General features: G+C 60.6%; 17 protein-coding genes. 7 read left to right on the top strand and 10 right to left on the bottom strand.

Translation table 11 applies throughout. The annotated features are described in order from the left end of the window. Positions 1–13: 13 nt before the first annotated feature. From VGN12_21000 to VGN12_20990, 3 genes are all read left to right on the top strand, one after another. Entirely contained in the window at positions 14–1,654 is a 1,641-nt protein-coding gene (locus tag VGN12_21000; protein ID HEY4311939.1) for an FAD-dependent monooxygenase, read from the top strand. Positions 1,655–1,830: 176 nt separating this feature from the next. Further along, positions 1,831–2,988, top strand: coding sequence for a sialidase family protein (locus tag VGN12_20995; GenBank protein ID HEY4311938.1), 1,158 nt, complete (start codon positions 1,831–1,833; stop codon positions 2,986–2,988). 92 nt (positions 2,989–3,080) lie between these two features. Further along, a complete protein-coding gene (locus VGN12_20990; protein HEY4311937.1) occupies positions 3,081–3,902 on the top strand; it encodes an NAD(P)-dependent oxidoreductase in 822 nt (273 codons plus the stop codon). A gap of 31 nt (positions 3,903–3,933) precedes the next feature. Here the strand turns inward: VGN12_20990 and VGN12_20985 are convergent, their stop codons facing one another. Further along, positions 3,934–5,337 (bottom strand): MFS transporter, encoded by a 1,404-nt coding sequence (locus tag VGN12_20985; GenBank protein ID HEY4311936.1) that lies wholly within the window; start codon positions 5,335–5,337, stop codon positions 3,934–3,936. 225 nt (positions 5,338–5,562) lie between these two features. Here VGN12_20985 and VGN12_20980 point away from each other — a divergent pair, with 225 nt between their 5' ends. Next, positions 5,563–6,405, top strand: a complete 843-nt coding sequence (locus VGN12_20980) for a hypothetical protein (GenBank protein ID HEY4311935.1) — start codon at positions 5,563–5,565, stop codon at positions 6,403–6,405. A 106-nt stretch (positions 6,406–6,511) separates the two neighbouring features. Beyond that, positions 6,512–8,773 carry a glycoside hydrolase family 2 TIM barrel-domain containing protein gene (locus tag VGN12_20975; protein HEY4311934.1) on the top strand — a complete coding sequence of 754 codons (2,262 nt, stop codon included), beginning with the start codon at positions 6,512–6,514 and terminating at the stop codon, positions 8,771–8,773. A gap of 143 nt (positions 8,774–8,916) precedes the next feature. On the opposite strand, the gene VGN12_20970 is transcribed toward VGN12_20975, so the two are convergent. The 7 genes from VGN12_20970 to VGN12_20940 all read right to left on the bottom strand — a co-directional run bounded on the left by VGN12_20970 (position 8,917) and on the right by VGN12_20940 (position 18,997). Next, positions 8,917–9,432, bottom strand: coding sequence for a PH domain-containing protein (locus VGN12_20970; GenBank protein HEY4311933.1), 516 nt, complete (start codon positions 9,430–9,432; stop codon positions 8,917–8,919). Between the two features lie 305 nt (positions 9,433–9,737). Further along, positions 9,738–10,253, bottom strand: a complete 516-nt coding sequence (locus tag VGN12_20965; GenBank protein HEY4311932.1) for a TrmH family RNA methyltransferase — start codon at positions 10,251–10,253, stop codon at positions 9,738–9,740. Positions 10,254–10,519: 266 nt separating this feature from the next. Then, on the bottom strand, positions 10,520–11,560 hold the full coding sequence (locus VGN12_20960; protein ID HEY4311931.1) for a hypothetical protein: 1,041 nt from the start codon (positions 11,558–11,560) through the stop codon (positions 10,520–10,522). A gap of 194 nt (positions 11,561–11,754) precedes the next feature. Beyond that, positions 11,755–13,590, bottom strand: coding sequence for a redoxin domain-containing protein (locus VGN12_20955; GenBank protein ID HEY4311930.1), 1,836 nt, complete (start codon positions 13,588–13,590; stop codon positions 11,755–11,757). A 259-nt stretch (positions 13,591–13,849) separates the two neighbouring features. Further along, positions 13,850–15,244 carry a TlpA disulfide reductase family protein gene (locus VGN12_20950; GenBank protein HEY4311929.1) on the bottom strand — a complete coding sequence of 465 codons (1,395 nt, stop codon included), beginning with the start codon at positions 15,242–15,244 and terminating at the stop codon, positions 13,850–13,852. A gap of 19 nt (positions 15,245–15,263) precedes the next feature. After that, the gene (locus tag VGN12_20945) at positions 15,264–17,378 is read right to left on the bottom strand and encodes a penicillin acylase family protein (protein ID HEY4311928.1); all 2,115 of its coding nucleotides are present in this window, start codon (positions 17,376–17,378) and stop codon (positions 15,264–15,266) included. Positions 17,379–17,587: 209 nt separating this feature from the next. Beyond that, on the bottom strand, positions 17,588–18,997 hold the full coding sequence (locus VGN12_20940) for a carboxypeptidase-like regulatory domain-containing protein (protein ID HEY4311927.1): 1,410 nt from the start codon (positions 18,995–18,997) through the stop codon (positions 17,588–17,590). Between the two features lie 489 nt (positions 18,998–19,486). Here VGN12_20940 and VGN12_20935 point away from each other — a divergent pair, with 489 nt between their 5' ends. Together VGN12_20935 and VGN12_20930 are read left to right on the top strand one after the other, a co-directional pair. Then, positions 19,487–19,774, top strand: a complete 288-nt coding sequence (locus VGN12_20935) for an antibiotic biosynthesis monooxygenase family protein (protein ID HEY4311926.1) — start codon at positions 19,487–19,489, stop codon at positions 19,772–19,774. 233 nt (positions 19,775–20,007) lie between these two features. After that, on the top strand, positions 20,008–21,054 hold the full coding sequence (locus tag VGN12_20930) for a hypothetical protein (protein ID HEY4311925.1): 1,047 nt from the start codon (positions 20,008–20,010) through the stop codon (positions 21,052–21,054). A 133-nt stretch (positions 21,055–21,187) separates the two neighbouring features. Here the strand turns inward: VGN12_20930 and VGN12_20925 are convergent, their stop codons facing one another. Both VGN12_20925 and VGN12_20920 read right to left on the bottom strand, forming a co-directional pair. Then, the gene (locus tag VGN12_20925) at positions 21,188–22,006 is read right to left on the bottom strand and encodes an SDR family NAD(P)-dependent oxidoreductase (GenBank protein HEY4311924.1); all 819 of its coding nucleotides are present in this window, start codon (positions 22,004–22,006) and stop codon (positions 21,188–21,190) included. Between the two features lie 62 nt (positions 22,007–22,068). After that, positions 22,069–22,626, bottom strand: a complete 558-nt coding sequence (locus VGN12_20920) for a DUF6174 domain-containing protein (protein HEY4311923.1) — start codon at positions 22,624–22,626, stop codon at positions 22,069–22,071. Positions 22,627–22,774 lie beyond the last annotated feature (148 nt).

Genomic DNA, 22,774 nt, shown 5'->3' with positions numbered 1-22,774 from the left:
AAGGAGCCATTCGATGCCTGCCGAGAATCTTGATGCCTTGGTCGTGGGCGCCGGCCCGGTGGGACTGACGATGGCGGCCGAGTTGGCCCGGCACGGCTTGACCTGTCGGCTGATTGATAAGGCCTCGACCGCTTCCGACAAGTCGAAGGCGCTCGTCGTATGGAGTCGCAGCATGGAGATGCTCGACACGATGGGGGCTGTTCGGCCGTTCGTTGACGCCGGACTGCAAGCCCACGGTGCGAATCTGTACAGCGGCGGCGAAAAGCTGGTACACGTCTCGTTCGAAGCGGACAGTCCTTACAACTACGCTCTGATGCTGCCGCAATGCGACACCGAACGACTGCTGGCCGAGCACGCCGCGCGACTGGGAGTGCAGATTGAGCGGCAAACCGAGCTCATCGGTTACTCGGCCGATGAGCAGGGTGTCAGCAGTCGTTTGCGTCATGCCGACGGCAGTGAAGAACGAATTCACACGCCTTGGATCATTGGCTGCGATGGTGCTCACAGTGCTGTTCGGCACGGACTTGGCATTACTTTCTCAGGCGCGGCCGAACCGAATGACTGGATGCTGGCCGATCTTTATCTGGAGGGAGATTTACCGGCCGATGAGTTGAGCATCTTTTTTCATAAGCAGGGCGTGCTGGCGTTCTTTCCCATCGTTGGTGGCCGGTTCCGCGTCATTGCCGATCTCGGCACGACCACGCCTGACGGGCGGCCCCAGGATCCGACGCTCGAAGAAGTGCAGCAGACCGTCAACGAGCGAGGTCCGGGCGGCCTTACAGTTTCGGATCCTGTTTGGTTGGCCGGCTTTCGCATCAACGAGCGGATGGTCGAAGCATATCGTCACGGTCGCGTGTTTCTAGCCGGAGACGCTGCGCACATTCATAGTCCTGCCGGTGGCCAGGGGATGAACACCGGCATGCAGGATGCCTATAACCTGGCTTGGAAGTTGGCCCTGGTTCAGCATGGCCAGGGGAAGGACTTGCTGCTGGATAGCTATTCGCAGGAACGGACCAAAGTCGGACGTCGTGTGTTGAAAAACGCCACGATCATGACCAAGGCCGGCACACTGCGCAGTCCGATGGCTCAGGCAGTTCGCGACAGTCTTTATCGGCTCTTTGGTTCGTTGCAGTTCGTGCAGAGCGAGATCAGCAACACGCTGTCTGAGTTTTCGATCAATTACCGGCGCGGACCAATTACCGGCGAACATTCGACGATCCACGCGATTCACTGGTTTCACTCTGGTGGGGGAGTGAAGGCAGGTGATCGAGCGCCCGACGCAGAATTGATCGACCGCGCGACCGGTCAAGGCACGCGTCTCTTTGATCTTTTCCGCTCTACCGAGCATGTGCTGCTATTGGTTTCAGGCGATGCTGTCCGAGAACTCGATGGTTTGCGACAGATCAAGCAGCAGGTCACGGCCCGCTTCGGTTCTGTAATACGGTCGTATATCATCGCTCCGCGCGACATGGCGCGCGTCAGCCCGAGCGCGGTCGAGGGCGCTGGTTATTTATGCGCCGGCGAACTGCGGCAGCAGTACGGAGTGCATCGTGACACGCTGTATCTCATCCGGCCCGATCGGTATGTCGGGTTTCGCAGCCAGCCGGCCGAGGGCGCCGAACTCGTCAAGCACCTGGAAAAGTACCTGCGATAAGGGTGTTTGTCCCGCGGAATTCTCTGGTGCCATGCTTTTTCCGTCCGTTCGGGGCGGAATAAGCATGTCCGGTACGGGATACGTCGCAACTCATTGCGGCTTCGCTTAAACTATCGCGTTCAATGGTAAACCGCCTCACGAACTGGCCTCTGGGCCTCACGATCGAGATGAACATCATGAAGCGTCGTAGTTTTTTGGTTTTGCCTTTCGCAATGCTTGCCTTCGTCGCGATATCATCGCAGCGGTCGGTGGCGATTGAAGTCGAGAACTTCGATGTCTACCGCGTGCCGGGGCGCTTTGGCGGCTGGCCGGCCAATCATGGCATCTGGTCGTGGGGAGACGAAATCCTGGTCGGCTTCGGCGCCGGCTATTACAAGGACCTGGGATTCGAGCGGCACAATATCGACCATGACCGGGCCGAGGAACACCTGCTCGCCCGCAGCACCGATGGCGGTCGCACTTGGAAGATCGAGAATCCGGCCAAGCAGGGGGTGCTGATCCCGGTCGGCAAGGCGCTGCATGGCGTGACGCCGCCAGGCCTGGTCGAAAAGCCGTGGCAGGATTGTCCCGGTGGCATCGACTTCACGCATCCTGATTTTGCCATGACGCTGCGCATGACCGACGCCGATGTCGGTCCTTCGCGTTTTCACTATTCGACCGATCGAGGCCATACCTGGCAGGGGCCTTTCCGCTTGGCGCTCGTTGACCATCCAGAAATCAACATCGCGGCCCGCACGGACTACATCGTCAACAGCAAAGACGATTGCCTGCTGTTCCTGACGGCGGCAAAAGCGGATCGTGAAGAAGGGCGCGTGCTGTGTGCCCGCACCAAGGATGGCGGTAAGACGTGGCGTTTCATTTCGTGGATTGGGCCAGAGCCGACCGGCTTTTCGATCATGCCTTCGACGATTCGTCTCGGTCCGGCCGAGCTACTTACAGCGCTGCGTCATCACGAGGGGCCCAAGAAATGGATCGACCTGTATCGTTCGCTGGATGACGGCGGCAGTTGGCAGTCTGCCGGCATCGCTGCTCCCGACACCGGCGAGGGCAACCCCGGCGCCATGCTTCGCCTGCAGGACGGGCGGGTGTGCCTGACGTACGGTTACCGCCGGCCCCCTTACGGCATGCGAGCCGTGCTGAGCAAGGACGGCGGTCGCACTTGGGGTAAGGAGATTATCCTGCGCGACGATGGCGGTGGCCGCGACGTGGGCTACCCGCGCAGCGTGCAACGTCCGGACGGCCGCGTGGTGACGATTTACTATTATCACGACCAGCCGAAAACAGACCGCTATATTGCGGCCACGATTTGGAACCCGGACAATGCTGGGAACTGAAGGCGCTGGAGATTGATAGCGCCGAGGTTTGATCGCTCGTCCGACCCGTCTCGATTTTTCCTTCTTCTCGATTTCGAATTGCGGAGCATCCCATGCCCAGTCTGCGCGGTAAGACCATGTTCATCACGGGTGCCAGCCGTGGCATCGGCAAGGCCATCGCCTTGCGTGCCGCGCGCGACGGCGCGAACATCGTGATCGCGGCCAAGACGGTTGAGCCGCATCCGAAACTGGCTGGCACCATCTTCACGGCCGCCAAGGAAATCGAAGAGGCCGGCGGCCAGGCCCTGGCCCTGCAGGTCGACGTCCGGCAGGAAGAGCAGGTCGCCGAGGCCGTCGAACAGGCGGTCAAGAAATTCGGCGGCATCGACATGCTCGTCAATAATGCTAGTGCCATCTCACTCACTCCTACGACCGCCACGCCGATGAAGCGGTACGACCTGATGCATCAGGTCAACATCCGCGGCACCTTTCTCTGCTCGCAGAAGTGTATTCCGTATCTGGCCAAGAGCGACAACGCGCACATCTTGAACTTGGCGCCCCCCTTGAACATGGAAGCCAAATGGTTCGCCGGGCATGTTGCCTACACCATGAGCAAGTTCGGCATGAGCATGTGCGTGCTGGGCATGTCTGCGGAATTGGCCGAGCAGGGAATTGCGGCCAACGCCCTTTGGCCACGCACCGTGATCTGGACCGCCGCGGTCGAGAATCTGCTCGCGCCGCACGCCCGCCCGCATTGTCGCAAGCCAGAGATCATGGCGGATGCGGCGTATGCGATTCTGTCCAGCGACAGCCGGAAGTGTACGGGCAATTTCTTCATCGACGAAGATCTGCTCCGCGAACGCGGCGTCACCGATTTCGATCAATACGCAACCGAGCCCGGCCAGGAATTGCAGCCCGATTTCTTTATTGATTGACGACACCGGGCAGCGGCTTTGGTGAAGCGCTCTAGGTCCCTCGCTGTTTGGACTGTTTCCCGCTCACCGTGCCTACTTCGCCGAGCGCTGCCAGTTCGTCGGCCAGGATATCGGTTGGCAATTGGGGGTCGGCGGCGACGGCCGGTAAGATTCCTTTGGCGATATAGATGGGCCGGATCAGGGGGCGAATCGCGCGCAGATGCAGGGCGAACGCCAATCCCGCCAGGATGCAGACTACGCCGGCCATCGCCAGCGTCCAGCGGATGCCGATTTCGGTTGCCACGCTTCCAGCCAGCAAGCTGCCGAAGGGGGCCATGCCCATGAACGCCATGGCGAACAGGCTCATCACACGGCCGCGCTTGTCTTCGTCGACGATCGTCTGCAACAGCGTGTTGCTCGAAGCCGCTTGCACCAGCAAAGACGCTCCCGCGACCAGCAACGCAACGATCGAGATGGCGATGTGCCGTGACGAGGCCAGCGTCAACATGGCCAGGCCCAGCCCGACCGATCCGTAAACGATGACGCGCCCTAGTCCCAATACGCTGCGTCGCGACGCCAGATAAATCGCGCCCGCCAGAGCTCCCAAGCCGGCGCTGCCGAGCAGGACTCCCAGCGTGCGCTCGCCTCCGCCCATGATCTGATTAGCGTAGATCGGCATCAGCACCGATTGTGACATCGCCATCAAGCTCACCACGGCCACCATCGCCAGCAGTGCCCGGATCGGCGCAAAGCCGAAGGCGTAAACTAATCCCTGCCACAGCGCGGCCGTGACTGGCATATGCTTTTGGACGGTCGGTCGGGGGGCGATCCGCATCATCCACAGCGCCGCCAGCACGGTCAGAAAGCTGAAACCGTCAATCAAAAAGCATAGCCCCTCGCCGAACGCATAAATCAAGAAGCCTGCGACAGCCGGGCCGACCAACCGCGCCGCCTGCACCATCGACGAGTTGAGCGCGATAGCGTTGCTCAAATCCTCGGGCTCGTCGATCATCTGCACCAGGAACGCCTGCCGCGTGGGGATATCCAGGGCATTGACGATCCCTTGGAAAATGTTGAGCGCGATGATCTGCCCCAGCGTGGTCCGATCGGTCAGCACCAAGAACGCCAGCGCGAACGATTGCAGCATCGACAATACTTGCGTCGCCAGCAGCACGTGATGCCGGTTCCAGCGGTCGAGCCACACGCCGGCCAGCGGGGCCAGCAGAAAGATTGGAATCTGGGCGGCGAAATTCACCACTCCCAGCATCATCGCCGCGTGCTCGGGCTGGCTTTCTCGCGTCATCCGATAAACGAGCCAGCTCGTAGCCACCAGGCTCAACCACGTCCCGATGAGCGAGATGAGCTGCCCGCTGAAGAACAACGCAAAGTTGCGATGGCGCAAGCTGCGCACCATGAAGCCCCAATCGCGGCGATTCTTCGGCGTGGACGAGCTCATGAGATGCTAATACGGCGGAGGAGATTTCTCGAGGATCATGTTCATTTCATAAAATCGCCACCCCGCAGATGGGGAATGTTAGTAGTCGAGCGATCACGAGTCCAGCCGAGGATTTCCCAGAGACTGGTTTGATGTCGTTGAAATAAGCTTACTCGCATCGCATAATCGACACCGCATTCTGGCCGCGCCGGCGGCTGGCATTCTCGTCATAATCAAAGGGCAAATATGCATCGTGTTCTGTTGCCGTCGGTCGCGTCACTCGTGCTCTTAGCAAACCTGTCGAGCGCAGACACTGTGACGCTGACCTTCTCGGGGCGCATCGACGGCAGCGACACGATTGACGTCACGCCCACGCAGGCCACTTGGGATCACACGTATTTCGGCTTTCCCACGGGTGTCGATTTCGACGGGCAATCGTGGGACCCGCAGACCAACACCACGCTTTCGGACGCTGGCAGCCCCTTCATCCCCAGCGACCTGAGCGATTACCGCGCCAACGTCGTGCAGACGGCTGGTCGTGACCAGGTTGCCGCCGAGATTGATGGCAACGATCTGCAAATCCATCTGGCGGATACGCCCAATGGCGACGACCTGTATACGTTTCAGGTCGTGTTGACGAAAGAGCCGCCCCGGGTGCCCACCACGCAAACTCTATTGCACGTGCAAGGAACGATCGACGGCAGCGATCGCGTCGTGATTACGAACACGGGCGCTACGCTCGATCATTATTTCTGGGGCACCCCGACCTCGATGTCTTTGAACGGCGTCGCCTGGGATCCGAGCGTGCAGCCCACTTTGTCGAATTCGGGCGCCACGACGTTTCTGCCCAACACGGTCGACCTGAGCTCGGCGACGTTCGTCAAAAACGAGGGGCGCGACCTGGCCTCGTTCGAGGTGTTTAATGACCACGTCGACTTGATTTTCGCCGACAACCCGCTGGGGAGCAGCAACTACGACGTCACGCTGTCGTTCTCTTCGCCCGTGCCCGAGCCCGGCACAGCGGCGCTGGCCGTATCGGCGATCCTGACAACAGCCTGGGGACTGCTCGGGCGCCGGCCGGCAGATTGAATGCATCGCGCCGCTGGGCTAGCCTAAAGACTCCCGCCGCGGTGTCATCCCGGACCGTGCGGCGTATGCTTTTGTCAGGACCACGTCTTCCCGCGGAGCCGACCGCATGTCTATTCGTCTCGCATTGTTTGTGGTCCTGGTGGGCCTGGCGCCGTTTGCACGCGGCGCCGACTGGCAGCCTGCTGCCGGCCCGCTGTTGACCCGTTTTGCTAAGGAAGTTCGCCCCGACAAGGTATGGAGCGAATACCCCCGGCCGCAGATGGTTCGCCGCCAGTGGCACAATCTGAACGGCTTGTGGCAATTCGCGGTTGCCGGACGTGATTCGGCGCCCCCCGTCGGCAGGCAACTTTCGCAGCAGATCCTGGTCCCGTTTCCGGTCGAGTCGGCACTGTCGGGCGTGATGCGCGATGCCGAACGCGTCTGGTACCGGCGGATGTTTACCGTGCCGCAAGGATGGACCGGTAAGCACGTCTTGTTGCATTTTGGCGCGGTCGATTGGGACACAACCGTGTGGGTGAACGGCAAAAAGCTCGGCTCGCACCGTGGCGGTTACGACCCCTTCGATTTCGATATCACCACGGCGCTAAATGGAACGGGCGAGCAAGAATTAATCGTCGGCGTGTATGATCCCGGTGACGCCGGCACGCAGCCGCGCGGCAAACAGGTGCGCAAGCCGCACGGCATTTGGTACACCTCGACCACCGGAATCTGGCAGACGGTGTGGATCGAACCGGTTTCGGACGCTTACGTAACTTCGCTGCGCATCACGCCCGATCTGAAGGCCGGCGTTGTAAGAGTCACGGCCCAAGGCTCGCCCGAGGCCGAAGATATGCCCGTCCGCCTGACGGCACTTTCCGGCGAAGATACCGTGGCGACGGCCACCGGGACGATTGGCCAGACGATCGAGCTTCCGCTGCCAGACCCGCACCCGTGGAGCCCTGCCGACCCGTTCCTGTATGGGTTGAAAGTGGTGATCGGCAACGTTGAGCGTGAAAGCGACGCGCTGGAAAGCTACTTCGGCATGCGCGATATCTCGATAGGCAAGAGTGCGAAAGGGGCGATGCGCATCCTGCTGAATGGAACCGCGCTGTTTCAGTACGGTCCGCTGGATCAGGGATTCTGGCCCGACGGGCTTTACACAGCCCCCAGTGACGCCGCGCAACTCTATGACCTCGAGGTCACGAAACGGCTCGGCTTCAACATGGTGCGCAAGCACGTCAAAGTCGAGCCGGACCGCTGGTATTACTGGTGCGACAAGCTGGGGTTATTGGTTTGGCAGGACATGCCCAGCGGCGACCGTTCGGTCGCATCCGGTAAGGGAGAATTGAAACGGACCGCCGACTCGGCCCAACAGTTCGAAGCCGAGTTGAAGCGGATGATCGAATCGCACATCAATCATCCGTCGATCGTGATGTGGGTTGTCTTCAACGAAGGGTGGGGGCAGTACGACACAGCCCGGTTGACTCGCTACACCGAGGAACTCGACCCCTCGCGCCTGGTTTGCGGCGCCAGCGGCTGGAACGATATGCAAGTCGGCGACGTGCATGACATTCACGTCTATCCGGGCCCTGGAGCGCCGCCGGCCGAAGACGATCGCGCCGCGGTGCTGGGGGAATTCGGTGGGCTGGGACTGCCGCTGGTGGGGCATACCTGGCAAAACGAAAAGAACTGGGGCTATCGCAACCTGTCGTCCAAGGATGAGTTGAACGAAGGCTATCTCAAGCTGCTGGATGGCCTGCGCCCGCTGGTGGCCGATCCCGGCCTGAGCGCCGCGGTCTACACACAAACCACGGACGTCGAGATCGAGGTCAACGGACTGATGACTTACGATCGGGACGTCATCAAGGTCGATGAGCACGCCGCTGCGGCGGCCGCGGCGCGGCTTTATTTGCCGCCGCCAATCGTTCGCACGCTGGTTCCGACCTCGGAGCATTCGGCCCAGCACTGGCTGTACACGCTGAATACGCCGGGCGTGAAATGGGCGCTGCCCGAGTTCGACGACAAACAGTGGAGCGAGGCTCCGGGCGGCTTCGGCACCAGCGACACGCCCGGCGCTGTGGTCGGCACGGTGTGGAACACGGCTGAGATCTGGCTGCGACGACGATTTACCCTCGGCGATTTCGATCGCGAGAACGTCTTTGTGCGACTGCACCACGACGAAGACGTCGAGGTCTTTCTCAACGGTGTCCTGGCCGCCAAAGCCTCGGGCTATTCGACCGATTACCAACTGTTGCCGATTGCTCCGAAGGCGCGCGCGGCGTTACGGGCGGGCGAAAATATCCTCTCGGTACATTGCAAACAGACCGGCGGGGGGCAATACGTCGACGTCGGTGTGGTCGAGGTCACCGAGCAACTGCAGGCCGAGTAGCGGCGAATTCGCGGGTGCTCGTCGCTATCGCTTTTGCAGGCGCAGTGAATCGTTGGTGTGTTAACCCCAAACTTCTGGTGCGTTAGCCCCAATGCCGAGCGTCAATGCGGTCGCTCTTCGGGGACGCGGCCGCGAAAGCGTGGCTAGACCGCTACTGGCGTCTGATGGGCCATGACGCTTTTGACCGAGGCGTAGCCGCGCTGCGCCTTCAGGCAGACCTGCTTGAACGATTCGGGCCGCGGCACGGCCGAGAGGCGGAACGTTTCGACCTTGCCCTTGCGGAAGATCATTTCACCGCAGGGGTACCATTCCTGGCCGGGCAGGACTTCCAGATCGATCGCGTCGAAGTCGTCCAGCAAAACGGCGCTGGCGACCTTGGGGCTGAGCCCTGTTTCGATCAGCAACCGACGATTCGTCAGCCGGTAGCGACGGTTCATGCCCGGCACGAGCAGCATCGCGAAGAAGATGCCCAGCGTGACGGGAATCGTGGCCAGCTTGAGAAAGTTGCCAAGCGTGAGAATATTGCCAAAGCCTAGCCGGCTTTCAAAGGCGCGCCCTAGAAATCGCCCCAAGCCCGTGATGGCGATCGAAGGCCATACGGTCATGATCGTGACTTCGCTCAACTCGGGAGGAGCAACTCCGGCAATCGCCTGTTTCATCGGGGCAGCCTCGGCAATCGATTCTTGTCGCTCACCCAGCGAGAGGGTTCCCGACGGGGAGCTTAAAGCGTGCCAGCGTAACAGATTCGGCAATGGGCCGCCAGGGGCGCGACGTCACTGCGGGCACGAAAGGGGACGCCGGCGAAGCGGTTTGACGCGTCGTCGACGCCCCAGCTAATGGAGCCGCTAAACCCCTTAGCCAACTCAAGGATATGTCACTGGGACAATCCTTGCGCGAGACATTCGGCGGTGTCGGCGAATGAAGATTTCGTCACGCTTCGCTGCTCGGCGTTGCCGTCGTGCGGTCACCCCTCGGGGTATTGCCTGCAATATTCGTAAAGAGCCATTGCCGTGGCCGTGGCCACGTTATGGGCGTAGGGCAATCCGTAGACGGGGATTTCCACCACGTCGTGCAACAGCCGTAGCACGTCGTCTTCCAGCCCTTGGCGTTCGTTCCCCACCACCAGGACCGTCCGCCGGGGAAAGGGAAAGTCGTACAGGCATTTTGATCCGGTAGTCTGCTCGAGGCCGACGAGCTGATACCCCTGTTCGCGCAGCTTCACGAGTGCCGGGGCGAGCGTGCGATGCACGTCGAGCACCAGCGTCGCGGGATTGTCGGGATCGAGCGCGTCGCGGGCGATCTTGCCGATCACCTTGGCGTGGCCGCAACAGACGATCCGCCGCACGCCACAACAGCCGGCCGCACGCACGATGCGCGACAAATTGACGTTTGTCCGCAGCGGCGCGCAAGCCACGACCAGCTCGCGCTCGCGATTTAAAGGCACCAAAGGCTTATGACGCTCATGCGCGAACTCACTCATCGGCGAAGGTTTTTCCTGGAAGGGGTGTGTTCGAGTAGCGCGTGACTGAGGGTGGGGTGTGATTGGATGGGCGCGTCTCGGGGGGGCGGGCGGCTCGCCCGCCCATTCGTTGATGGGCGAGTTGGTTTGGATAATTTGGCCGGCATGAATCGGCAAAGAAGCTAAGAAGGCGGACGGGACGTCCGCCCCCCAAGACAGTGCCCCAGGGAGTCCTGCCAAAATATTCGGCCTCCAAGATATGCCATTCCCGAGAGGCGCGGGGTTGTTCAACGTAGCTGGCCGTCGATGATTGCGTCGAGCAGTTCTGTAAGGTTGTCAAACGCATCGCCTGGCATTCCGGCGCGGCGCACGTAGGCGTTCAGGTCGGCGATCGCGAATTCTTTGTCCGTTTGCACGCGCACCTCGCGCGCGGCCCGGGCCGACGGCAGTTGTCCGGCCAGCGCATACTCGGTGATCCGCACGGTGCTGCGAATCGTGCAATCGTTGACGTTTTTCGGAACCGTGTACGGCGCGAAGCTGACCAGCTTCGTCAAGCCGTCGATCGTGCCGAAGGCATGTACCCGCACATCGGCCGCGGACGGTGCTTGCCCCTTCGCCGGGGGCGCGATCCGCATCCGCACGAACAGCAGTTCCATCGTCGGCACGGTTTCGATCACTTCCAACTCTTTATTGGGAATGATCCGGCTCCCCTTAATGCTGATCACCAGCGTTCGCAGCGCCTGCGGATTGCGCGGTTGTCCAGGCTTGACGAACAAGCCCAGGCCGTGAACGTTACTCACGGCCGATTGCTGCAGCGCCGCGAATTCGGACGCCGTGGCCGGCTTGCCATATTCGCCGGCGCAGGCGGCGGGCACGTAATACAAATAGGGCTCGCCGTCCGGACTGGCACGCTGCACGCGCGCTTGCAGGCTGATGTAGGTGTTGTCGATCACGTCGAGGATGACGCCGCTTGTGAAAAACGGCAACTGCTTGCGATCCTCGTCGATCATCAACGTGCCGTAATCGATCACCGGCCAGCGTCCGAAATTGAGCTGCGCCTGCTGGCGGCTGCGCACTCCGCCGCGGACCACGTCGACGTCCACGACCGTCCGCTCGCTGAACGTCGGCTGCGCGAGCGGCACCCCCTCTTCGAGCATCGTGCAGATCAAGTCGCTTTTGTCGTGCGCTTCGGCCAGTTCCTGCGCGGTGCGAGGAATGCGTTCCAGCACGCGTGTGACCAGGGGAGCTTGCGCGCAAGCGGGCGGGGTGAAGTGGTTTTGCAAAACCACCACACTCACGAGCGTGGCCCAAAAAGTCCAACGCATCATCGCAAGCAACCCTGAAAGAATCGGTTCGATCTGGCATTCGCCCCGCGCAGGGCGAACGTCTGGGCTGCATTTTCCGGTCGAGCGCCAGGCCTGTCCAGGGCCGGTCCACCTCGGGCGGCCGGCGTTCGGCGCATAAAAAAACCGGCCGGTAGAGGAAAAGCCCCTTCCGGCCGGTGATTATTGATCATTGGGCGTTATCGTCCGCCGGCGTTTCCGTCGCGTTCGAGGGTCGAACCGCTGCGGGGGCCTTCGTTCTTGTCGGCTTCGCCTGCAACCTTAACGGTTAGATCCTCTTTCGGATCGATCGAAGCGTAGAAGCCGAACATCATTTCTTCCCACGTCTGGTCGCCGAAGTGAACGACCTTCGTCGGATCCGGATTCGCCAGGTTCTCGGTCGAGTTGTCGAAGTGCGCGACGCAATGCAATGTCGAGCCCTTGGGAGCGAGCACTGGCTCGGCCAACTCGTAACGCAGTTGCCAGTTGAAGTCCCAATTCGGCACGTCCAACAGCACCTGCTCGCGTCCATCCGGATGCGTCAGCACGTACCGGAAATCCTTACCACGCAGATGCATGTGCGGCGTCATGTTCAAGATCAACATGTCGCGGCGGAACTTGTGCTTGGCTTTGACTTCGAAGTTGGGATCGCCGGCCGGAATGTTTAGCGACAGGTTGCCAATCGCGTCGCCGTGTACCTTCTTCTTCACACTCTGCGGGTCGGCGAACTTAATGCCGATCGAGCTGCGATCCGTCGTCGCGACGCCGTTGGGCGTGTAGTGCATCTGGAAAACCAGTTTCGAATTGGCTGGCACAAACGTGGCGGTTCCTGCCGGATGCACGTCCGAGGGATTCCCCGGTGCGTATCCACCCAGCCCGGCCATCATCCCTTCGACGCTGCCCGGCGCGCGAATAAAGCAAATGATGTGATGCACCACGGCCGAGTTGCCTGGCCGGCACTCAGTGGCTTGCACCCATTTGTCCTCGGTCCAACCGGGGTCGACCGTGAAGTACTTGTATTCCACGGTCCCTTCGGCGGGCACCGCGTACGGTTCGCTGTCGACGAAGATCACCTGGTCGGGCTCGCCGATGCGCCAACCCTTGGCGAATTCACGCGGCGCCGGCAGTTGCGACTTGTCCCCTTCCGGGCAACCATTGTCGACCCAACTGGCCAGCAGACCCTTTTCTTCGTCGGTCAGCCGTGCGTCGTTGGAATACTTGCCGTGCGCGGGATTGGCGTACCAAGGGGGCATGCGTCCGTCGTTGACCACCTCGCGAATCATTTCGGCCCAGCCCACCACTTCGTCGTACGAATCGACGGCGAACGGCGCGACTTCGCCATCGCGATGGCATTCCAGGCAACGCGTCTGCAAAATTCGCGCGATCTGGTTCGAATAGGTGACATCGCCGTGCGGTTCATGCTTCACACGACCGATGATGCAACCGTCGGCCTTTACCAGTGGCTGGCTGACGGGCTTGCCGGCCAACAGTTCGTCGATCGACACGGCCAGGTCGCGACGCTCTAAGCGTGGCTTGGCATAGCCGGCCCCGGTCTTGAAGCCGAACTGGTCGTCCACCCGGCCCGCGTATCGCAGCACGTCGTCTGCGTCGAGCACGAATACTTCCGGCGTACGCGTGGCGCCGAAGGCATCGGCAACGCGATTATTCATGTCTTTCAGCACGGGAAACGTCAGGTCGTGCATCTTGGCGAAGTGTGCGATTTCGGCCAGCGAATCCTGCAGGTTCGAATCGATCGCGACGAACTTCACGCCCTGTGCTTCGTATTCCGCAGCTAACGTCGCCAACCGCGGCGCGTACTGCTTAACGAGCGGACACTCAACGCCGACGAACGCCACGACCAAGGCCTTGCCGCCGCGCAACTCGGCGAGCGTGCGATTGTTGCCATGAATGTCAGGCAACGAAAAGCCGTCGATCTTCTTGCCGATCGGCGGAACATTCGAGGGCTGGTCCGCCAAGACCTGCCCGCAGGCCACAAGGGCAACCGCCACAGCCGCCACTTGCAACGAGCCGCGCATGAATCACCTCAGATAGGGTTGACGAAAAAGGCAGTCAAAAGCCTTGGGCTTTGCCAGTCCGGTGGAACGGACCCACGTCGCCCGAAGGAAAATAGTTAGCTTACAAACATTCTTATCGACCAATGCTACTCATGTAAATAGCGGACTGGCCGAAAACCGACGCCGGACGCTCTGCTGGCACCGCCAGAAACCGGGTTTTATCGTGGCCGCCGGCGTGGCAGAGGACGCGAAACCCCGCGGCCTCGCCCCTCTATTACCTTCACTTTGCGGCCGCGGTTTCGGCCAGCAGCTTGTCGATCGAGGCCGTCACGCTTTTCCCCAGCGTGGGCGAATACCCGACGTGGACCTCGCGCACGGTGCCCGCCTGATCGATGATCAAGAGCGTTGGAAAGCCGCGCACGCCGTATTTCTCGTCCAGGCCGTCGGCCTTTAACGTCGGGTAGGAGAGCGCCAGCTTCTCGACCACGAAACGGGCATCGGCCTGGTCGTCATCGGTGTTCATGCCAAACACCTCGACCGGCTGCCCCTGACAGTGCGCGGCCAACTGCTTGATCTGCGGCATGGCACGGATGCACCAGCCGCACCCGCGATACCAGAAATCGAGCACCACGACCTTGCCGCGGCAATCTTCGATCGAGCGGGTGTTGCCCGCCAGGTCAGTCGTCTGCCATGTCGGCGATGGCTGACCCACGACCGCGGCGAAGCGTTGCGCCTGCTCGAGTGCGTGCTTGGCGACTGTGTCATGCCGCTTCAGGTCGGCGTCAAGCTGCGATTGAAAGATCTCGGATTGAACCGTGGCGCGCAAGTCCTCGAGGATCGCTTTCGCCCGGGTCGACAGATCACTCGATCGCGTAGCATCTTTTTCAGCTTCGCTCAGCAGCTCTTCGTATTCCTGTTTGACGGCGAAGTAATCGGTCATTTCGACGGCCACGAACGTGGCGATGTTCGGATCGACTTGCGCGACTTCACTGAGCGACAGCCGGGTCGTACCGCGCCCCTCGACGCCATACCCTTGTGCGGTTTCGGCGTCCGCCTGATCGACTAGCCCCCGCTTCACGTCGAACGAGAAGGTCGACTTCTTCGAGCTGAGATAAATCTCGTCCGTCGGGGTCTTGGAAACATCCTCGAACCGGATGTGATCCGCATCCGCAGCGTTTGACTCGAGCAGCTTGTAATCGTCGTGAACCGTGGTCAGGCTGTTGTCGCATTGCCAGGAAGTCTGCCCCGCCTTGGGCAATTGGGGCAAAACAGCGCGTACATCGAGCGTGAAATCGAGAGTCGGATTGTCCGCGATGCAGCCGTCGGGCGCCAGGTCGCACCAGGCCATTGATACCTTCTCGGGGCTGTAGGTGACCTCGGCCTCGCCCTTCTTGGTTCGCCCGCGCGACGTTCCTTGCCGTATCAACATTCGGCAGCCGCCGTCCGGATTCTGCCGCACGGGGAGCAGCTTCCAGTTGATCTTGGTTTTGATGCTGCCGTCGTCGTGCTGAAAATCGCTCTCGCCGGTGTAGATCAACTCCTGTCCAATATGCACCTTGTAGCGCAGCGGCTTGGCGTCACTATTCACGGCTTTATTGTCGGCCGCAGTGGCCGGCGTGAAGAACGAAGTTGCAAGAATCGCGACGCTGCAAAGGCAGATTAACCACCGCTTCATACGCGTTCTCCCGCCATCGTTAGTTGTATTCCAGCTTTTTGGTGCTCGTGACATGCGGCGCGAGCCCTTCTCGGTCCATGAAGTAGGTATCCTTGGCCTTCCCTTCGCTAAACAACTTCGCCGCCTGGTCGTCCCAGTGCCCCGTCGCGGGATGATCGCTCTCGCCCAGAGGTAGCACCATGTACGAGCGTGGCGGCTTCGAGAGCACCACGATTTGCGTCGAGGTCTGGCCGCCGTGGCCGATCTTTTGATCGCCGACCGCGTCGAACGAGATCGCGCGCGGGGTGGCCATGCCGGCCTCCTTCACGCTGCCACCGCCGACGGGCCAGCTTTGCTTGCCGTCTTTGCGGGCGACTCGAAACACATCGCCGTAACGAGCGCTGACGCCGCCGGCTTTGCTGCGCATCCAATCGGTTCCCTTCGTGAGCGCCGCCAGGATATCTTCATCCTTCAAATCTGCCGGCACGCTGATCGCCTCGGCCAACTTGCCGCCCAGCGCCATCTTGAAGGCGTAATAGGCCAGGGCCCCGTTGCTGCCCGGATCGGCACGACGGTCCCAACCTTGGATCGCGGCGAAAGCGGCGCTGACATCGGGCGTCTTTGCGGCGTCCTTGGCCGACTTCCACGCCTGGGCCAGACGCTCTTGCCATTTCTCGGCGCCGAGAATCTGAGTGCAGAAGGCCAGGTCGATCGCCTCGTCGAGCGTGACGGAATTGTCGGTATGCAGAATCTCGGTCACCATCTCGGCGCGCTGATGATTGCCGCGTCCATCGTCATAATACAAATACGGCCGCTTGGCACTTTCCTTGGTCATCGGGCTGTGCCGCATCATATGCACTGGCGCGACGTTGCAGTTTTGCATGTACCCGTCCTTGGGATTCGTGACCTGTGCCAAATCCTCGAAGGGGTGAATGCCCGCGAAGTCGTTCTTCGAGACATTGCCCGGCACGGGCTTGTTCGTCGGTAGGCCGTGATTGCGGACCGGCACTCGCCCGTCATGCACATAGAATGTGTCGCCGTCCACGGTGCCGATCATGATGTTCTGCGGCATTAGCTCGCAGGTGGTTAGCGCCGCTTTTATCGCGTCCAGGCTGCGGGCCGTGTGAACCTTGTACAACTCTTCCATCAAGCCTGCGCGATCGATATACGCCAGGGCCATCGTGTATGCCTTGCCGTCTTTGCGTGCCACGACCGGGCCGTGATGCGTCGAATCGACCTGAAAGCTCTTCTCGGTCACTTTCTCGCCTTCGCGCACGCGAAGCGTAATTTTGCGCGTCGTCATTTCTCGCCATTTGCCATCCACTTCGTAGCGCAGCGGATTGGCCGGGTCGATGGTCTCTTCATAGACGTCGGCCGTGTCGGGCCCGCCGGTGGTCATGGCGACCGACGCATACTGCGTGTGCCCCAAGCCCGGCATTGGCAGCCCCAGGATCGCCGCGCCTGACAGCGCAAAATCCTCGCCGCTGGCGTACATCCGCTGCTCGTAAAAGCGGAAGGGGCCATACCAGCTCAAGTGCGGGTCGATCAGTGCGATCACCTTGCCATTCGCGCTGCGATCGGCCGCGATCACCCATTCGTTCGAACCCAGGTAAGGCTGCGCCGAGGGCTTGATACCGGCCCGCTCGAGGTCATCCTGTGCCTGTCCCTCGGGCCAGTTCCAAATAATGAATCGGCTGAGCATGACCGGGAAATGCGGTTCCAGCTTTTGCGCCCACTTGGGCACCTCGTCCGGATGCTCGTCCATATACTTTTGGATACCTTTAATAAAGCCGGCGGAAGCGGCTTTCAGCTTCGGATCCATTTGGTTGTAATGCTCGCGGGCGATTTCCTCGTGCTGCCAGACGCGCGAACGATAGTCCTGATCGATCAGCGCAGGGCCTGCGATCTCGGCCAGCGTACCGGCGGCGAGACGATAGTTCTGCAAAAGTTGTTCGAGGCGATCCTCGGCCTGTGCGTAACCGGCCGCGAAGGCCGCGCCGGGCAATGTCTCAGCATAAATGTGCGGTACGCCCCAGTCATCGCGATAGACGGTGACCGTTTCGGACTGTGCTGCACCGCTCGTCGCCATGACGATCGCGACCGAAAGTGCCGCGACCCGAGAACACCAATCACCCGACAAAACTCTCAAACGCATGGCAACCTCCGGCAGAGAAGAATCAAATTCGACCGTGTGATGGGGGTGCGCCGCCCGCCGCGCACGCCACCGAGCCCAGGGGCGATATTGTTCGCGTCAGAAAGGAAGGCCACCAACGAACCCGTATTCTGGTTCGCTGAAGGGCGCGCGTCAAACTGGGGTCATTTTGGATTGTGGGGTTCGCTGCGTCGCGGAATTCTCGCCCCGATCTATTTCTTCGCTTGCAGCTTCACCGAGACTTCTACTTGTTGCCCGGCTGCCAAGGAGACGAGCTGGCTGGGATGCGGATCATTGCCCGGCATTTGTAGCGTGTCGTGATACACGCCAAGTTGGTTGGCCTTCGCGGGCAGATTCTTGATGAGCGCTTGTCCCTCGGCGTCGGTCTCGGCCGAATAGGCATAATCAGGACGCCGGAAGAGTTCACGCAAGCTCGGATCCTTCAGCAGGTCGATTGTGCTGTAGAACGGCCGGCCATAGACCTGGCTTCCGCCGCGCCACCAGCCAACATTCGGCCAGAAGCCGCATTTGGCGCCTGCGACCGCGGCATTGTCCGGTCCCACGACGTGTACCAGGCAATCGGCCGTTTTGACCATCTTTACCACAACCCGCGTCGTCTCTTCTTGTAGCTTGAAGACCTGCGGCCGACAGAAAAACGACGCTCCTTGCTGCTTCTCGTGGTCCCGAGCGAAGGCTGGCGTCTCGCCGTCGTCGGCCATCGCACCAGGGCAGACCGCGATCACTTGCAGATCGCCGCGCGGTAAGGACTCGAACACAAAGCTGCCATCGATCCGCATCGTCGCCGCGGCGCGCCATTGCAGCGTCCCCTGGACTTCCTCGTCCCACAGAATGACCTCGCCGATCGCGCGACCCTCCTTCATGGGACGTTCGACGGGCCCTTCGAGCCGCCCTTCAACGCGCACGGCCGGCTTGAGTTCGAAGCGTAGTTGATGATGGTCGCCGTCGTGGAGCTCGATTTTTTTCACGTCGCTGTACATCACGCCCCCGTCGTCGGGCAGATAGACGATCTGCAGCAATTCCTTGCCGGCCGGCAGGTGGGGCAACTGGATCGCCCCGCGCTCGTTGACCTTGTTACGCTCTTGATCGGGCGCCGACGCGCTCCATACGGCGTAAACCTGCGCCGGATTAATGTTCACGTGATCGGCAAACGGCGTGATCTCGATCGCAGCCCCCTGACGCACTTCGATCGTCGATTCTCCCTTATAGGCGTCGTTCTCGACTGGCACGTCGTTGTAGGTCGAGCCGGCGTAGTCGGGATGGGCTACGCTGCAGGTGAACGCCATCGGCGGAAATGTTTTGTCCGAATCAAGTAAGACAGGAAACGAAAACTGGCCGCGTCCTTCGTTGTCGGTCGTGATCTTGGGCGGCTCCTGATCGTAGTTGGGCCCGGTGCGCCACATGCCATGTCCTCGCTTTGATCGCACCGCCCACGGGATCACGGTCGCGCCGCCGACTGGCTCTCCCTTTTGATTCACGACTCGAATCCGCTTCGTCCGTTGGTCGCCGGACTTATCAGCCTCGGCCGCCGGTTCGTCCGCGCGCAGAATCGCGGCGAATAACGTGACGACCGCAACCACGACCAACGTGGGCCTCGCACTCACGATTCGATGACGCCTGCCTCGTTTCATCGGACCTTCCTCTGCCGGGTGCGCGTTGCCTGGGCCGTCTGCCATATTTGGTATTGTGCCGGCCGCTGATTCAGAACGCAAAATTCCGGTGCTGGTCACCTTAAGCAGTGGGGAAAAATAAATCTCGACGGAGTATCATGGCGAATGGTATCTCCAATATATGGGAGGGGCGCAGCGATGCGAGCACTAACTGGAGCTTTCATGACATTGGCGGGAGGGGTAATTCTTTGCTCGCCGCACGCGGAACACGTTATGGGTTGGTTCGTTGTCCTGCTTGGCATCATCATCTGCATATTTGGATTGGCGCGGCCCGAGCCCCGCCGCAATTCAGACTGATGCCCCGGCCGCCCACTCAATCAATTCTTTGATCGTCCAAACCTTATCGGCTAACCAGCTTGCCATCGCGGGCGAGCAACGAACCGTGCACCGCATCAACCTCGTCAGGACCGGGAGCCTCGACCGATGATCTATGCCAACATCTGGATTACCGTCAAAGACGCCAAAGACGTCCCCGAGATTCGCGAGCTGTTGCGCGAGCAGGGGCGGCTATCCCGCGCCGAGCCCGGCTGCGCCCGCTTCGAGGTGTATCACTCGACCGTCGACGAAACGAAATTCCTGCTCGTCGAGCGCTGGGAATCAACCGAAGCATTGGACCTGCACCGCAAGGCCAAGGCCTACACCGAAATCTACCAGCCCAAGGTGCTACCGAAGGTCGATCGCCAAGGGCATGTTTCGACGCCGATTGAGTAATCTCGACGGCCGTCAAACAGTCTGTCGCACGGAAACTTGAGACACCGCCCTGCGCGGTGGAATGCCTTACTGGCGCCATCGCCAAGAGCTCGCGCGGCGAACTCACGTGAAGGGGCGGTCTTCACTTCGCCTTGACCGCACTTTCCGGAACCTTTGTCATTTCGGAAGAATTGGCGACCCGGCAGTCAACTGCTCGGGCTAGGCGATGATCTACATGGTGAGAGAGGGCCACTATGACCATAGAAGCCGAAACGATTGAAGCGGGCAACGTCGAAAGTAGAAGTTCCGACCGCCAATTCGAGAAAGCCGCCTCGTTCGCAACCGACTATGTAGGGTTAGCCGGCGGGTTGCGGAACGTGTCACTGCGTCCAGTTGCTGAGGCATTTGAGCGAAACGTCAATCGCCTTCGTACGATGGCTAAATTTCCCGGACGCGTCAGCTTGGCATCAGGAATTGCTGGTATCGCGTTTTTTCAACTCATTAAGTCGCTTTCAAAAGTTCCGGGGCTCATCGAAGCAGTATCGACCAATCCAAATACTCCAGAGACTAATGCCATTCTGCAGTCAGCGCTACAGGAACGGCTCGAAAACGTCGGTACGTTCAGGGAACTGCTCGATTTTCTTCCTATTCAAGAGTCAGTTGATAAGGCGACTGTCGGATTCGAGAGTATGCATCCGCAAATTTCGGCGATGATTTCACAGTTCAGCACCTCGGCAATTTCAGACGCATTGCACGCGCTTCTTGCGGCTCAAATCATCGGCAGTTGGACAGCATTTGAGACGCTGGTTGGAGATCTCTGGATTGTAGCCGTCAATGAGTGCCCGCGTGAACTCGTGAAACGAATGGCACCAAGCGGCAAGGAAGAGGCTTCTAAATGGTTGCCGTTCCGCCTCCTTATGAAGCATCATTTCGATCTTCGGCGTACTATGGGGAACGTGCTAGTCGAAAGTAGAAAGGTGTCGTTTAAGACTCTCGACGACATTAGATCCGCGTATCGATCGATTTTCAGAGGCGATGCCGTAATGGGCGCGATTGACAACCGCGGCTTGGATATACTGCACGCCGTCCGAAATGCGCTCGTTCACCGGAGTGGTTTTGTTGACGACGCATTCAAAGAGCGGATGAAAGGCTTTGACTCTTGGGGCGAAATGCAGGTCGGTGCAGAAATTGAGTTATCCGGCGCAATCGCTGCGGATCTCACCGGAGCGTCCATTACGAGTGCAACTACGATGATGACCGAAGTCGACAATTGGATAACTACCAATCCAGATCCCGAGTAGAGCCGGAACCGGAAAGACCTCAGTCGTGAGAGGTACTATGTTTGGAGTCGGACCGAACCTGCGTCGTAGTCTAAACACGCTCCCGAAGTCTCAAAAGAACAGTCCTCAAATTCAACGTCTAGAACTGCTGCATCTAACTCGTCATCCGTCGCACCAGCCAATCGCCCCAGCGCGGTGAGAGGGCGGCGATGGCGAAGAGGATTCGCGCCTTGCCTGGGATGACCAGTTCTGGTTGTCGCGCGTCGCAGGCTTGGACGATGCGTGCGGCCAGGTCTTCTGGCTGAAGGAGTTTTACTTTCGCCCCCGCGCCTGGCTTGCGGGCGCTTTCGGGAATGCCGCTCGTGTCTTCTTGGGCGCGCTCACTGTCAGCCGCACGCGGTTCGTCCCGCGCGATCGGGCCCGGGCAGACCAATAACACATGCAAGCCCTGCGGCTCGAGCTCCAATCGCAACTGCTGCGAATAGGCCGAGACGGCGAACTTGCTGGCCGGGTAGGCCCCCATGAATCGGGTCGCGGACTTGCCAGCCAGCGAGCCGATATTCACCACGTGTCCGTGGGCTGTTAGCAGATGGGGCGCCGCGGCCCGCGTCATGCGCACCAGACCCAGCAGATTGATTTCCACGAGCGCGGCGAAATCCTCGGGCGTGGTGTCGAGCACAGCCCGCCGGCTCGATCGTCCGGCGTTGTTCACCAGCACATCGATGCGGCCAAATCTGGCGATCGTTTGCGCGATCAGCGCATCGACCGATACCTGCCGCGTCACGTCGGTCGGAATCGCAGTCACCGCACGGCCCGCTTGGCTGAGTTCCGCGGCGGTGCGCTGCAATGCATCGGCGCCGCGCGCCGCGATCACGACATTGGCCCCACGCTCGGCGAACGCAGCAGCGATGGCGCGCCCCAGTCCGCTTGAGCCACCGGTGACGATCACCACTTTTCCGGACCAATTCGTCATGCCAGGCAATTTCTGAATGTGTTTATGGATTAGTGTTAGCGGATCGATGACAATTTGCTCGTTCACTCGACGGGCGCGAAATGCGTCACGTCCCACTCGACGGCCAGATCGGTGCCCAATACGAAGCGCTGATAGCGCCGCGGATAGCCGTAGTGCGAATCGAACTCGGCCTTGAGTATGGTCTGCGAGCCGGGGGCCGCGCCAAAGCCTCCGGCGGTTTCGGAGGAATCGAAATCCTGGCGGATTGTTTCGAACTGTTCCGGCACGGTCCAATATTCCCAAGTACGCGATTGCGAGGGGGTGACCCCGTCTCGCGTCATTTTTGTGACCGTGCCGGCGCGGACCTCGATGTGTACCACGCCCGGCTGCCGTCCGCCGATCGTGATATCCATGTCGTACCCGGCCGGTCCGTTGGCTTTCCACTTCTGCTCGGCCACGTCCAGATCGGCACGGGTAATTTCAGGCACGGACGGTCCGCGCTTGAGGACGAGGGTCACGACGATGATCGCCAGCACTATGCCGATGCCGCACGCCGCACCAAGCACCATGGCCGAGGCGCGCACCGGCTTTGGGTGCGGCTGCTGCCCGTTCGGCGATTGGCCGTTGGTCTTGGAATTCATAGGCGGACGGAATGCTGAAGCGCCTTGTGCTGCAACTGCCTGACGTGGCCGGGATGCCTGCACATTCTCACAAGCCCGGCGCGCGGGCGTCAACCACGCGGTAACATGATGGCACGAACAATCGTTCCGGTGGATTAGGCAAAGTTAA

It is taken from the genome of Pirellulales bacterium (assembly GCA_036499395.1).
Classification (GTDB): domain Bacteria; phylum Planctomycetota; class Planctomycetia; order Pirellulales; family JACPPG01; genus JACPPG01.
The sequence above is the reverse complement of the archived record's forward strand: the minus strand, read 5'-3'. Positions and strand labels throughout refer to the sequence as shown.